This window comes from Thiovibrio sp. JS02 (genome assembly GCF_053485635.1).
This window is the reverse complement of the sequence record NZ_CM130715.1, coordinates 128,480-142,703: the sequence shown is the minus strand read 5'-3', so window position 1 is coordinate 142,703 and position 14,224 is coordinate 128,480. Positions and strand designations below refer to the sequence as shown.

Sequence of the window (14,224 nt, the reverse complement as noted above, 5' to 3'; positions counted from 1 at the left end):
CCGGCATCTGGACAATACCCTTGCCCCATTTCCCTATCGGTCTGTTTTTTCATGAAAACCAGGAGCGCAAATCGTCTTGACACACAACCGCCGATTCAAGTGTAATATAATTCTGCCACCAAAAACCTCTCAACAAATCTCGCTGACAAGGGGAACGACCATGGCAAGCATTGTCGACCGGCTCAACCTGAAAACCAAGATCATCACCATCGTCCTCATCGGCATTCTGATCATCACCGGCGCAAGTCTGGCCAAGAGCCTCCTCGATTTCAAAACCACCCTGGCCGACGAAAAAGCCGCCCTGGCCCAGCGGGTGCAGAAAACGTTTTACACCTCCCTGGACAAGGAGCTTACAAACCTCTCCCTGGCGGTGCAAACCCTGCTCGTCAACAACGAAGTCCTCACCGCCTTTGCCCAGGGAGACCGGGAGCTGCTGGCAACCTCCCTCAAGGGCTATTTCGCCGAGCTGAAAAAAACCTACCAGATCGACCAGTTCCAGTTTCACACCCCCCCGGCCACAAGCTTTCTCCGCCTGCACCAGCCGGGCAAATTCGGCGATGACCTCTCCGCCTTCCGGGCCACGGTGATCGAGGCGAACAGCAAGAAGAAGGCGGTGGTCGGCCTGGAGGTCGGGGTGGGTGGCCCCGGCACCCGCGTGGTTTTCCCGGTGCTCCACCAGGGCAGCCATCTGGGCTCCGTCGAGTTCGGCGGCTCCGTGGCCGGCCTGCTCAACACCCTCACCCAGACCTTTGAAACCGAGTTCGCCATCGGCATCCGTCAGGAGGTTTTCCAGGCAACCGGCCGCACGGAACCCAAGGAAACCGATATTGTCCACGGCGATATCGTCTTTTACACCTTTTCCTCGGACCTTGCCAAAGAACTCACCCGGGAGTACGCCCCTCCCCGGGATGAATACCGGCAGAACGGCAACCTGTACGTGACCTACCAGATCCCGCTCAAGGATTACAGCGGCAAGGAAATCGGCTACATCCTGGCCATGAACAACATGCAGAAGATCGTCGCCACCCTGCGCGGCAACCTCATCGTCAACGTGCTCATCACCACCCTCATTGCCGCCCTGCTCCTGATCTCCCTCTTTTTCTCCATCAAAAAAACCCTAAACCCGCTCAACGACGCCATCGCGGTGACCGAGCGCCTTGCCCTCGGGGATCTGGATGTTTCCATTACCAGCGGCCGCAACGATGAAATAGGGCAGATGCTGGCCGCCATGCGGAAAATGGTGGCCAGCCTGCAGAACACCGCCAAGATGGCGGAACAGATCGCCCTCGGCAACCTGAAGGCCCAAGTGCAGCTGCTTTCCGACCGGGACACCCTGGGGATTTCCCTGGCGAGAATGGTTGAAAGCCTGCGCAATACCGCGCAGATGAGCGAAAAGATCGCCATCGGCGATCTCGACGCCGAAGTGACCCTCCTCTCGGAAAAGGACGCCCTGGGCAAGGCCCTGGCCAACATGGTGACCAGCCTGCGCAACAGGGCGCAAATCGCCGAGCAGATCGCCATCGGTGACCTCGGCGCCGAGGTGAAGCTGCTCTCCGACAAGGACAGGCTCGGCCACTCCTTTGCGGCCATGATCAACACCCTGCGCAACACCGCGCAACTCGCGGAAAAAATCGCCGGCGGCGACCTGACCGTCAGAATCAATGTTCTGTCCGACAAGGATGTCCTGGGCAAATCGCTCTCCGCCATGGTGGAAAACCTCCGCAACATCATCGGCGAGGTCACCAAAGGGGCGATGCTCGTTCAGGAAAGGGCGAGGGATGTCACGGAATCGGCCCAGCAGGTTTCGGCCATGAGCAGCCAGGTCGGCAACGGCTCCGAGCAGCTCTCCGCGGGCGCCTCCAAACAGGCCGCCTCCGCGGAAGAATCCTCCGCCTCGGTTGAGGAGATGACCGCCAATATCAGCCAGAGCGCCGACAATGCCTTTCAAACGGAAAAAATCGCCCTTGAATCGGCGGAGATGGCGAAGCAGAGCGGCGAATCCGTCAGCCAGACCGTGGGCAGCATGCGGATGATCGCCGAAAAAATCCTGATCATCGAGGAAATCGCCCGCCAGACCGATCTCCTGGCCCTGAACGCCGCCATCGAGGCGGCCAGGGCCGGGGAACACGGCAAGGGCTTCGCGGTGGTGGCGGCGGAGGTCCGCAAACTGGCGGAACGGAGCAGGTCGGCGGCCGAAGAGATCGGCAAGCTTTCCGGCTCCAGCATCAAGGTCTCCGAACAGGCGGGCAGGCTCCTGGAGGAGCTGGTGCCCTCCATCCAGAAAACCGCCGAACTTGTCCAGGAGATCAGCGCCTCCAGCAACGAGCTGAAATCGGGCGCGGCCCAGATCAATACCGCCATCCAGCAGCTCGATGAGGTTATCCAGCAGAACGCCCAGGCCTCGGAAGAGCTGGCCGCCTCCTCGGAGGAACTCTCCGCCACCGCGGAATCCATGGAGACCAATTCCCTGGCCATGATGGCCGAGGCCGGGAAGCTCTCGCAGGTCGTGGAATTTTTCAGAACCGGCGACGAGGAAAAAGGCAGCCGGAAGCTGCCGGCCTAATCTCGGCCCGGGCCGGACCAGCCCACGGCCCGGCGCCGCTCCGGGCTCGCGGCGATAAAGAACAGGCTGGCCGCGACAAAAAGCAGGACCAAGAGGCCATTGGCGACAAAGGAGGCGCCGTAGCCCCACCGCAGGTTGACATGGCCGGCAGCCAGGGCGGCGAGAAAAGTGGCCAGGGCGCGCACCCCGTAGAGCAGACCGGAATTGCCGCCCAGACGCCGGGAGGGAAAGAGCAGCGCCACCAGGACCCCGAATTCCAGCAGGGCCACGGCGTCGCCCAGGGTATGGAGCAGGCGGATGCAAAGCAGGCTCCAGAAATCACGGGCCCAGGCGGTCAGCACCTGAAAGAGCGCGGAAACCGCGAGCCCGCCCAGAAAGAAAAGAAAAACCGATTCGCGCTTGTCGTGCAGGCGACCGATGAAGGGAACCACCAGGGCCATCCACAGACCCAGCCCGGCAAAGATCAGGCCGATCTGCCCGGCTGAGAGCCGCAATCCCTCCTTGAGCAAAAGGGAAAAGGAGGTCTGCTCCACCCCGAAATGGGTTCCCATCACAAACAGGCAGGCGATCAGGAGCAGCGGCTTGAACTGCGCCACGTCCTCCCCGTATTTCCGGAAGGAAAAAACAATGGGTTCGTAGTCGTCCAGGGCCAGACAGAGGACAACGATGAGCAGCGTCGTTAGAAGCGCGACGAGGAACAGGCGCTCCGACCCCTGCTGGACAAGAAGGCCGCCGACCAGGGGGCCAAGGCCGAAGCCGAGGTAGGTGCTGAGCTGATAGATGGCGACCCGGCGACCCCGCTGCTCCTGGGCGAAATGTTTGAGATAAAGGGACTCGCTCACCACGATGAGGGCGGCGCTCCCCAGCCCGCCCAGGAAAACCGCGGGCAGCAGCCAGGCGAAGGAGCGGACCAGAAGAAGCGCCCAGAAGTACAGGCCATAGAGCAGGGCGCCGCAGAGCATGGTGCGCTTGGGCGAAAAGAGATCGGAAAAAACGCCCAACGGCAGCATCAGGGCCATGGAAGAAAGCGAAAAAAGACCAATGACCATGCCGATCCGCAGGTCGCCCAGGCCGTAGCCCTTGAGAAGAACCGGGAAATAGGCCAGCACCATCCAGTGGCAGAAATAGATGAGAAAACGGATGCAGATGGAGAGAAGGATCTGGCGGGACATGGGCTGTTCATCCTGAGCAAGGGTTTGCCCCTCTTCTAGCATGCTTTGCGCAAAGTGACAATTTCCGAGTGCGGGCCTTGGCCAACCAGCCGTCATTCCTTCCGAAACAGAAGGCAACCATCCCCGGCATCCTTCCTCTTTTCAGCTTGTCTTTCCCGCCATGGACGGATTACTATCAGGCAACGGACGGCGATCTCCTTCGCATTCCCTCGCGAAGCAACCTCTCTGACCCTTACCGATCAACCATGCACCCAGCCGCTGACGAAAACCGGGTTCTCACCATCCCCCTTGCCGACGGCCACCGGGTGGAAGCGGTCTATTACGGCCGCGCCACCCTCTGCCTCTCCGTCCAGGTCGGCTGCGCCATGGGCTGCCCCTTCTGCGCCTCCGGGGCCAAGGGACTTTTCCGCAACCTTGATCGCGCGGAACTTGAACAGCAGATCGTCGCGGCCCGGGACGAAGGCTTGCATCCGACCCGCCTCACCCTCTCGGGGATCGGCGAACCCTTCGCCAACCCGATGGTCCCGGAATTCATCCGAACGCAGCGGCAACAGGGCATGCCCGTCTCCCTGACCACCACCGGCCAACCCCTGGCCAGACTTGCGGAATTCTGCCGCCTGCCCCACAACGGCCTGATGTTCTCCCTGCATGCGGGCAGACAGGAAACCCGAGAACGCCTGGTGCCGCGGGGTCCGAGTCTCGCCGCCCTGCGGACGGCCCTGGCAGGCCTGTGGCCCACCCTCTCCAGAAACAAACGGCGCCGGTTCGGCTTCAACTACCTCATCCTGGCCGGCATCAACGACAGCGGAGAGGAGCTTGCCGGGCTCCGTGAATTCCTCAGACCCTTTCCAGAGGCGACCCTGCATCTCCTCGAACTCAATGCGGTGAAAAATAGCCCCTTCGCAAGTCCGGGGCCGGACCAGATCAGGTCTGTTCACCATTTTTTCCAGGAAATGGGAATCAATGTCCGGCGGGCCAACCGCTGGCGTCGCCGGAAGAACGGCGGCTGCGGCACCCTGGTGCTGGATTCCTGGAGCAACAAGATCCAGCCGGACTCAGACTCTTTGTCCATCACGGTCCGCCGCTCTTCAGAAGGGAGAAAAAACCCTCTTTTTCGATAGCCTGCCCTGTTCCGGAACCGCACCATGACGAAAATAGTCAAGCTGGACACCTCCCGCCGACGGCCACGTCCCCGGACAACGCTTGCCGCCCCCGACTGCAAACATCGCCAGGTCATCGCCTACACCGCCCACCGCAGCGTACAGTGCGGCATCTGCGGAGCACTGCTCGATCCCTTCGATGTTCTGATCGACCTGCTGAAGGGCTCCCCCCCCCCCCCGACGACACCGGCAGGGAGGAGCAAAGGCCGCTTTCCGAGGTGGCCCGCCGCACCAAGGAGCCGCCGAAAAAATAAGGGTCTTCCTCCTTCGATCCCCGGAAATCAGGGACCGACATGGGCCGACATGGACCGACATGCACCAGATCTCTATCCATGTCGGCTGGTCGGATCGCTCTTTTGCCCCTATGTTGGAGACAAAGGAACGGATCTGTACGCAAGTGTCCCGAAAGAGAATTTCCAACCACAAGGAGGAAGCTATGTTGAAGCGAACCGTGTTCATGGCAATGGCCGGCGTCCTGGTCTGCAGCCAATCGGCCCTGGCCGGCAACGCATCCCGGGCCGGAATCGGCGGCGCCGCCGGCGGGGCCATCATCGGCCAGGCCATCGGCCGCAATACCGAGGCCACCCTGCTTGGCACCGCCATCGGCGGGGTGCTCGGCTACATGATCGGCAACGAGCATGACAAGATGCGGACCAGCACCGCGGTCTACTATCCGGCGGCCTCGCCACCCCCACCGGCACCGGAATGCCGTGAGATGGAAATGCTGGCCACCATGGACGGCAGACCCGAACATGTTTACGCGACAGCCTGTTTCAACGGCAGGGAATGGGTTGTCCAGGGCAATGGGCACCTGAGCGGGCAGACGGTGATCATCGAACGGGAGATCGCCTATCCACGCCATCAGGCACGGTACCGCCATGACCCACCCCGTTACCGGGGCGGCCATCACGGCTCGCCCGCGGCCTGGGGTCGCCCCGGCCATTACCAGCCTGCCAGGTTCCGTGGCTGCGACAACACCCGCATCATCATCCGCTAGAGCCAAAGATGGGGCGTTGCCGATCCGGCGACGCCCCTTGCCCGCCTCCGCCGGCGCACCGCCCCCCTGCCTGTCCATCCCCCACGACCTTGCCAATGGCTGCCGCGGCGCAGGAATTTCCCTTGACAGCCACACCCTCCCGCCGTATAAGAAACCACCCTTGACAACAGTGGACAAACCTGGACAGAAATGGACAAAGCATTCTACACAATCCGCAACATGGCGGTAAAATTGAGTGTTTCCGAGAAAACCATCTATCGGATGCTCAACGAGAACCAGATCCCCTTTGCCGTGAAAATCGGCGGCCAGTGGCGGTTCCGGGCCGACGCCATCGATTCGTGGCTCAACACCCGGATGAACGCGGAAACGGGAAACATCAAGGTGGACACCGCAATTTCCGTCCATGCCGGCCTGCAGCAGGGCGCGGTACTCTACCGGATTCACGGCAAAAACCGGGACGAGTCCATCAGCGAACTGCTCGCCACCCTGCCCTACTCCGCCTCCATGGACCAACAGGCCATCAAGGTCTCCATCTTCACCAGGGAGTCCCTGGCCTCCTCCTCCATGCAGGGCATCGCCTACATGGGCATCAGCGACGAACGGCCGGTCTACTTCCCGAAATCCATGGTCCTGCTCGCCTATCTTGAGAAACCGGCCGATTTCAAGGCTCTGGACGGCACGGCCACCGAGGCTTTTTTCCTGGTCCTGCCCGCCAACCGGGCCGAGCAGGCCATTCTCGAAATGCGCCTCCTCAGGCTGGCCCAGGACGCCGAATTCCTCCAGGCGGTCAAGCGGCAACCTTCCCGCAAGGAAGTCCTGGAGATCGTGCGTTGCCGGGAGGAAGCGATTTTTGTCAACCCGGGCAGGGGCGGCAAAAACCCTGCCCCGGAAAAAACCCCGGCCCCTGCCCGCAAGATGAACCGATAAGGCAGGCAAGACGATCATGCTTCCCGACACTATTCCCGCAGGCCTGAGCCTTTTTCTCCTCTCCCTGTTCCTGCTGACCGGCGGCGGCATCCTTCCCCTTCTTCTGCCGCGCCGAAGCGCCTTCGTCCATGCGGCCGGGGCGGCAGGCGGCCTGCTCGGCAGCATGTGCGGCGCCGCCGCTTCCCTGCTCGTCCTGCGGCAGGGAGGCGAACTGGTTTTTTCCCTGCCCTGGGCCACGGCCGGTATCACCCTCTCCCTGCATCTGGACAGCCTGGCGGCCTTCTTCCTCCTGCCCCTTTTTGTGGTCTGTCTCTGCGCCGCCGTCTACGCCCCCTCCTACCTGCGCGCCGCCGCGGCCGGACCGAGAACCGCGCTGCACTGGTTTTTCTTCAACATCCTCATCGTCAGCATGGCCCTGGTCATCACTTCGGCCAACGGCCTGCAGTTCCTCATCGCCTGGGAGGCCATGTCGCTCAGCTCCTTCTTTCTGGTCATCTTCGAATACAATGAAGACCGGGTGCGCCGCGCCGGCTGGTTGTACCTGCTGGCGACCCACATCGGCACCGCCTTTCTCTTCGTCTTTTTCCTCGAAGCAGGCCGCCTGGGCGGCAGCCTGGATTTTTCAGCGTTTTCCGCCCTCGGCGCTCTTCCGCCCCGCACGACCCTGCTGTTCTTTTTCCTGATCCTGATCGGTTTCGGCGCCAAGGCAGGCCTTTTCCCCCTGCATGTCTGGCTGCCCGACGCGCATCCCGCCGCGCCCAGCCATGTTTCCGCCGTAATGAGCGGGGTGATGATCAAGACCGCGGTTTACGGTTTTCTGCGTCTGCTCACCTTTCTGCCGCCCCTGCCCCCCTGGTGCGGCATCCTCGTCATGGGCCTGGGCCTGGCCGGGGCGCTCTTCGGCATCATCATGGCTGTGCTGCAGAACGACATCAAGCGCTCGCTTGCCTACTCGACGGTGGAAAACATCGGCCTCATCTTTCTCGGCATCGGCCTCTGGCTCCATGCCGCCAACAGCGGGTACGGGACGGTGGCGGCCCTGGCCCTGACCGGCGCCCTGCTGCATGTCTGGAATCATGCGCTCTTCAAGGGGCTGCTCTTTTTCGGGGCAGGCTCGATTCTGCATGCCGCCGGCAGCCGCACTCTTTCCCATCTCGGCGGCCTGCTTGCCCGGATGCCCGTCACCGGCGCCCTCTTTATCCTGGCCGGCGCGGCCGTCGCCGCCCTGCCGCCCCTGAACGGATTTGTCAGCGAATGGTTTCTCTACATGGGAATCTTCACCATGGGACAGAGCGCCACCGGCGGCAGCGCCATCTTCTTCCTGCTGCTTGCCGCCCTCCTCGGCCTGGTCGGCGGCCTGGTCCTGCTTGCCCTCAGCCGTCTGGCCGGCCTGGCCCTTCTCGGCGAACCGCGACGGGAAAGAACGGCCCAAAGCCGCGAAGCGGCCTGGCCCATGCTGGCCGCCATGACCGCCCTTGCCGGCTTCTGCCTCTCCATCGGTCTTTTCCCCTCCCTGCCGATTCAGGCAACGGCCAAGGCCATGGCCGTCCTCGACACCACCGGCAGCCTCCCCGCCCAGGGCATCGGGGCCACTCTGCCCTTTACCGGAAACTGGGCCATGGCCGGCGGCCTGCTGCTCGCCCTGACGATTTTCACCTGCCTGGTCAGGCATCGCCGCCGCAGGACGAAAAAGATTCCCACCTGGGGCTGCGGCTTTCTCCGGCCCACCCCACGCATGACATACATGGCCGGAGGGTACAGCCAGCTGGCTCAGGAAAATTTCTTCTGCGCCTGCCTGCATCCGGAAGCGGAAGAAAGCCGGGCCAACGGCCTTTTTCCGGCGACGGCCTCCTTTGCCCAGCACTCCGAGGATCCGATCCTGCGCAGGGGATTTGGCCCCCTCTTTTCGCTGCTGGCCGAACGCGCCTATCTGTTTCGCAAACTCCAGGCAGGGCAGTTGAACGTCTACCTCTTTTACATCTTTATCTCGACCACCCTGCTGCTGGGCTGGGTCATGTTCCAGCCCTGAAAGACCACTACGAGGAAACCACCATGCTCGGCAGCCTATTCCTGCACCTGCTTCTCCTCTTCGGACTCTCGCCCCTGCTGGCCGGCATCATCACCCGGACCAAGGCGGTGATCGCCGGCCGCAAGGGCGCGCCCGTCCTGCAACTCTACTATGACCTGGCCAGGCTCTTCCGCAAGGAAATGGTGCTCAGCTCCACCACCACCTGGGTATTCCGCGCCGGCCCGGTTCTCGGCATCGCCGTGCCGGTTCTGGCTTCCTTCCTTATCCCCTTCGGCGGCATCCACGCCCCGTTCTCCTTTGCCGGCGACCTGATCCTCTTTGTCTACCTCTTCGCCCTTTCCCGCTTCTTCACGGTGCTGGCCGCCCTGGACACCGGCTCAAGCTTCGAAGGAATGGGCGCCGCCCGGGAGGCAACCTTTTCCTGCCTGGCCGAACCCACCATCTTTGTCGTTTTCATCGTACTGGCGAGGATTTCCGGCAGCTTCTCCCTGGACACCATGCTCTCCGCCCTGCAAAGCGACATCGCCCATTCCCAGACCGGGATACCGCTCATCCTCGCCGCGGTCTGCCTGTTCGTCGTGCTTCTTGCCGAAAACTGCCGCATTCCCTTTGACGACCCCAACACCCACCTGGAACTGACCATGATCCACGAGGTGATGGTCCTCGACCACAGCGGCCCGGACTTTGCCCTCATCCTCTATGGAGCGGCCATGAAACTCTTTGTCATGGCCGCCCTGCTGACCAGCTTCATCCTGCCGGCGACGGAAAATCCGCTGTTCGCCACCGGATATTTCATCGCCATCATGCTGGCCCTGGCCGTGGTCGTGGGACTGGTGGAATCCACCATGGCCCGCCTGCGCCTGATCCGGGTGCCGCAGCTCCTGGTCGGCACCTCCCTGCTTTCCTTTTTCGCCCTTGTCCTTCTCTTACGGTGACGCCATGACCACGACCATCCCGGATATCATCCTGCTCTCCGTTATCCTGCTCAATTTTTTCGTCCTCGGCACCAGCCGCCTCGGGGCCTGCGTCCATGCCGTCGCCCTGCAGGGCGCCCTGCTCTCCCTGCTCCCCCCTTTGATCGGCGGCTTTTCCGGCCACTCGCTGGGGCTTGCGACCGGCGCCTTTCTTCTCAAGGGAATCATCATCCCCTGGCTGCTCCTGCGCGCCATCCGCCAACTGCGCATCAGGCGGGAGATCGAACCGCGCATCGGCTACATCCCCGGCCTGATCCTGGTGGCGCTGACCACGGCCGGCGCTTTCATCTTCGGGGATCGGCTGCCCCTGCTCGCCGAACATCTCGATTCCATGATCATCCCCGCCTCCCTGGCCACCCTGGCCGCCGGTTTCCTGATGCTCATCACCCGCCGCAAGGCCATCACCCAGGTTCTCGGCTATCTGATCTTTGAAAACGGCATCTTCGTCTTCGGCATCCTGCTCACCGAGGCCATGCCGCTCATGGTCGAGGCGGGCGTGCTGCTCGATATGCTGGTGGCCATTTTCGTCATGGGTATTGTCATGAACCATATCAACCGGGAATTTTCCTCTTCCATCGACACCGACCATCTCTGTCTGTTGAAGGAATAACCCCGGCGAAAAAATTCGCGGATCGCCTCCGCCACTGATTTAACGCAAGGAACGCCATGCTGTACGCCATCATCATACTGCCTCTCGCCGCCGCCCTGATTTCGGCCGCCCTGCCCTCGGAAAAAATGCGGCCTTGGCTGATCCCGCCCACGGCCTTCGCGCACCTTTTCCTGGTCTGGCGGGAAGTGCGGACCCCCAGTCCCGGCGCCGCCGACGCCATGCTCGGCCTCGACCCCCTCGGAGCCCTGATCCTCTTTGTGATCAGCCTGCTTTTTGCCGCGAGCTCCCTGTACGCCCTGGGCTATCTCCGCTCGCATCCGGACTGGGACAACCGGATCTTCATCGGCTGCCTGCTCGTGTTCCTGAGCGCCATGAGTCTGGCCGCCGCCGCCCGGCACCTCGGCCTGCTCTGGGTGGCGGTGGAGGCCACCACCCTGATCAGCGCGCCGCTCATCTACTACAACCGCAACAAATTCTCCATCGAGGCGACCTGGAAATACCTGCTCCTCTGCTCGGTGGGCATCGCCCTGGCCATGCTCGGCATCCTCTTTGTCGGCTACGCGGGCCTGAAAGGCTTCGGCGAGGCAAATATCCAGCTCGACCATATCCTGGGCAACGCCTCTTTTCTCTCCCGGCCCTGGCTGCGGACCGGCTTCATCTTTCTGCTGGTCGGCTTCGGCACCAAGATGGGGCTTGCCCCCCTGCATACCTGGAAACCGGACGCTTACGGCGAGGCGCCGGGCCTGGTGGGCGGCCTGCTGGCCGGCGGGCTGACCAGCGTCGCCTTTCTCGCCATCCTGCGCGCCATGCAGATCATGACGGCGGCCGGCGAACAGGCGCTTGCCCGCCAGTGTCTCCTGGCCCTGGGAATCTGCTCCCTGCTCGTCGCCGCGGTCTTTGTCATCCGCCAACGCGACATCAAACGCATGCTCGCCTACTCCTCGGTGGAACACATGGGCATCCTCGCCATCGGTGTCTCCATAGGGGGGCTGGCCACATACGGGGCCATGTTCCACATCCTCAACAACGCCCTGACCAAGAGCGCGCTTTTCATGAGCGCCGGCAACATCCATCGCTACTACGGCAGCAAACGGCAATGCGAGATCCTCGGCACCTTGAGCGTGCTGCCCGTCTCCGCCGCCACCTTTCTTGCCGGCTTCCTGGCCATTACCGGCTCGCCACCCTTCGCTCCCTTTTTAAGCGAGTTCACCATCCTGCGCGGCATCGCCAACAGCGGCCATCCCGTGCTCTGCGGATTTTTCATCCTGCTCCTGGTGGTGATCTTCATCGGCATGGGCAGCACGGTGATCCCCGTTACCCTGGGCGCCTCCGAAGAGGGCACGGTGGAATCGAGCCGTTACCGGGAAACCCTGCTCACCGCCGGCAGCCCCCTCCTCCTGATCCTCGCCGTCTTTCTGCTCGGTATTTATCTGCCCGCCCCCCTGCAGCTGATGTTCAGCAATGCCGCGGGTCTCCTGGAGGTGCCGAAATGAGCAACCTTGTCCTGCCCGGACCCGCCGCGGCCGCGCCCCTTGCCCGCATTCCCGTTCTCGCTTACGACGAGTATGCCGCCCGCATCCTGGCGGCGGTACAGGCGCAGGGCCGGATCATCGCCGCCTTTGCCGACGATCGGCCGCCCGAGGCCGCCACCCGCGGGCTGTTCACCGTGGTCGCCAGGGCGGACGGCGGTCTGATCATCCTGCGCACCGAGGTTGCCGGCCGTTTCCCCTCCCTCACCGGGCAATGCCCCCAGCTGCATCTTTTCGAACGGGAGATCGCCGAACAGTACGGAATCATCCCGGAAGGGCATCCCTGGCTCAAGCCGGTCCGTTTCCACCGTGTCCGGGAAGGCGAGAACGACGCCTGGGGCCGTGATCCGCATGCGCATCCCCTGGTCGGCGACATGCGATACTTTCAGGTTGAAGGCGACGAGATCCATGAGGTGGGCGTGGGCCCGGTCCATGCCGGCATCATCGAGCCCGGCCATTTCCGCTTCCAGTGTTTCGGGGAAAAGGTCCTGCATCTGGAGATCTCCCTGGGCTATCAGCACCGGGGCATCGAAAAGCTGCTGGCCGGCGGCCCGCGGCCGCAAGCCATGGCCATGCTGGAAACCGTGGCCGGCGACACCACCATCGGCCATGCCACCGCCTACTGCCAACTGCTGGAAACCCTGGCCGGTTGCCGGATTTCGGAACGGGCCCGCCAGTTGCGCACGGTCGCCCTTGAGCTGGAACGACTGGCCAACCATGTCGGCGACATCGGGGCCCTGGCCGGCGATGTCGGCTTTCTGCCCACTGCCTCCTATTGCGGAAGGCTGCGCGGCGACTACCTCAACATGACGGCGCTCTGCTGCGGCAGCCGTTTCGGCCGGGGCTTCGTCCGGCCGGGCGGTGTTTTCTTCGATCTTGAGGAGGAAAGGCTGGGCAGGCTGCTGGGCAGCCTGGAGACGGTCACCCCCCATACCATGGGGGCGGTGGATCTTTTCTTTGAAACCCCTTCGGTCTTAAGCCGTCTTGAGGGAACCGGCATCGTCGCCAAGGCCGACGCGGCCGCACTGGGCCTGGTGGGCGTGGCTGGCCGGGCCTGCGGTCTTGCCTGCGATGTCCGGCCACAGCCGGCCGCCGTTCCCGAGGGGGATGAAAGGCGCCTGGGGCAAAACGGCGATGTCTTTTCCCGGGCCGCGGTGCGGCGGCGGGAAATCGCCGCCGCCACCGCCTTTATCCGCCAAACCCTGGCCGCGCTGCCACCCGGCGAAACCCTGACGCCCCTCCCAACCCTGGCGCCGGAAAGTCTGGCAATCAGCCAGGTGGAAGGCTGGCGCGGCCGGATCGCCCATATCGGCATCACCGACCGGGAGGGGAGGCTGCGCAGGCACAAGGTGATCGATCCTTCCTTTTTCAACTGGAGCGGGCTGGCCATGGCCCTGCGCAACGAACAGATTTCAGATTTTCCGCTCTGCAACAAGAGCTTCAATCTTTCCTACTGCGGATTCGATCTGTAGAAAGGAAGGCAGGGATAACGACCATGATACGCATCTTACGAGAACGATTACGACAGGGCTACCGGACCGGCCGCTTTCCCAAGGAAGAACCGCTGCTCCCGGACCGCTTCCGGGGCGTACCGCAATTGCGGCCGGAAAAATGCCAGGAGGGCTGCGCCGACTGCCTGACCGCCTGCCCCTTCGAGGCCGTGCGGAAAGGAGCGGACGGCCTGCGTCTCGACCTGGGCCGCTGCCTCTTCTGCGCCGATTGCGCGGCCTGCCCCCATGGGGCCATCGCTTTCTCCAGCGACTACCGACTGGCCGCCCGCCAACGCCAGGATCTGCTCATGGCCCAGGAGGGTCCGCGCCTGGCCGCGGCCCTTGACCGAAAGATGCTCTCCCTCTTCGGCCGCTCCCTCAAGCTCCGCCAGGTTTCCGCCGGCGGCTGCAACGCCTGCGAGGCCGATATCAACGTGCTCGGCACCCTGGTTTTCGACCTGGGCCGCTTCGGCATCCAGTTCGTCGCCTCGCCCCGGCACGCGGACGGCATTCTGGTCACCGGCCCGGTTTCCGAAAACATGAAGAGCGCCCTGCTCGCCACCTACGAGGCAACGCCGGCGCCGAAACTGGTCATCGCGGCCGGGGCCTGTGCCATCGCCGGAGGACCTTTCCGGAACAGCCCGGAAGCGCACAACGGAGTGACGGACATCCTGCCCGTGGATCTTTTCATCCCCGGCTGTCCGCCCCATCCCTACACGACTCTGGACGGCCTGCTCCGGCTGCTTGACAGACGATGACGGATGGGATTAATT

11 protein-coding genes are annotated in these 14,224 nt (G+C 63.1%); 10 read left to right on the top strand and 1 reads right to left on the bottom strand.

Going from position 1 to position 14,224, the window contains the following annotated elements:
* Window positions 1–160: 160 nt before the first annotated feature.
* Window positions 161–2,563 (top strand): cache domain-containing protein, encoded by a 2,403-nt coding sequence (locus tag ACUUL3_RS00690; RefSeq protein WP_448553623.1) that lies wholly within the window; start codon window positions 161–163, stop codon window positions 2,561–2,563.
* Here the strand turns inward: ACUUL3_RS00690 and ACUUL3_RS00685 are convergent.
* Window positions 2,560–3,735 (bottom strand): MFS transporter, encoded by a 1,176-nt coding sequence (locus ACUUL3_RS00685; RefSeq protein WP_448553621.1) that lies wholly within the window; start codon window positions 3,733–3,735, stop codon window positions 2,560–2,562. The genes ACUUL3_RS00690 and ACUUL3_RS00685 overlap by 4 nt on opposite strands.
* A gap of 245 nt (window positions 3,736–3,980) precedes the next feature.
* Here ACUUL3_RS00685 and ACUUL3_RS00680 point away from each other — a divergent pair, with 245 nt between their 5' ends.
* From ACUUL3_RS00680 to ACUUL3_RS00640, 9 genes are all read left to right on the top strand, one after another.
* A complete protein-coding gene (locus tag ACUUL3_RS00680; RefSeq protein ID WP_448553619.1) occupies window positions 3,981–4,856 on the top strand; it encodes a radical SAM protein in 876 nt (291 codons plus the stop codon).
* A gap of 475 nt (window positions 4,857–5,331) precedes the next feature.
* Complete coding sequence (locus ACUUL3_RS00675; protein ID WP_448553618.1) at window positions 5,332–5,892, top strand: glycine zipper 2TM domain-containing protein; 561 nt, start codon at window positions 5,332–5,334, stop codon at window positions 5,890–5,892.
* A gap of 189 nt (window positions 5,893–6,081) precedes the next feature.
* Window positions 6,082–6,819 carry a helix-turn-helix domain-containing protein gene (locus ACUUL3_RS00670; protein ID WP_448553616.1) on the top strand — a complete coding sequence of 246 codons (738 nt, stop codon included), beginning with the start codon at window positions 6,082–6,084 and terminating at the stop codon, window positions 6,817–6,819.
* A 16-nt stretch (window positions 6,820–6,835) separates the two neighbouring features.
* Window positions 6,836–8,848, top strand: a complete 2,013-nt coding sequence (locus ACUUL3_RS00665) for a proton-conducting transporter transmembrane domain-containing protein (RefSeq protein ID WP_448553614.1) — start codon at window positions 6,836–6,838, stop codon at window positions 8,846–8,848.
* A 23-nt stretch (window positions 8,849–8,871) separates the two neighbouring features.
* The gene (locus ACUUL3_RS00660; protein WP_448553612.1) at window positions 8,872–9,783 is read left to right on the top strand and encodes a respiratory chain complex I subunit 1 family protein; all 912 of its coding nucleotides are present in this window, start codon (window positions 8,872–8,874) and stop codon (window positions 9,781–9,783) included.
* A gap of 4 nt (window positions 9,784–9,787) precedes the next feature.
* The gene (locus ACUUL3_RS00655; RefSeq protein ID WP_448553610.1) at window positions 9,788–10,432 is read left to right on the top strand and encodes a hydrogenase; all 645 of its coding nucleotides are present in this window, start codon (window positions 9,788–9,790) and stop codon (window positions 10,430–10,432) included.
* Between the two features lie 56 nt (window positions 10,433–10,488).
* On the top strand, window positions 10,489–11,925 hold the full coding sequence (locus ACUUL3_RS00650) for a proton-conducting transporter transmembrane domain-containing protein (protein WP_448553608.1): 1,437 nt from the start codon (window positions 10,489–10,491) through the stop codon (window positions 11,923–11,925).
* Complete coding sequence (locus ACUUL3_RS00645; RefSeq protein ID WP_448553606.1) at window positions 11,922–13,433, top strand: hydrogenase large subunit; 1,512 nt, start codon at window positions 11,922–11,924, stop codon at window positions 13,431–13,433. Before ACUUL3_RS00650 ends, ACUUL3_RS00645 begins: the two co-directional genes overlap by 4 nt.
* A 23-nt stretch (window positions 13,434–13,456) precedes the next feature.
* Entirely contained in the window at window positions 13,457–14,209 is a 753-nt protein-coding gene (locus ACUUL3_RS00640; protein WP_448553604.1) for an NADH-quinone oxidoreductase subunit B family protein, read from the top strand.
* Window positions 14,210–14,224 lie beyond the last annotated feature (15 nt).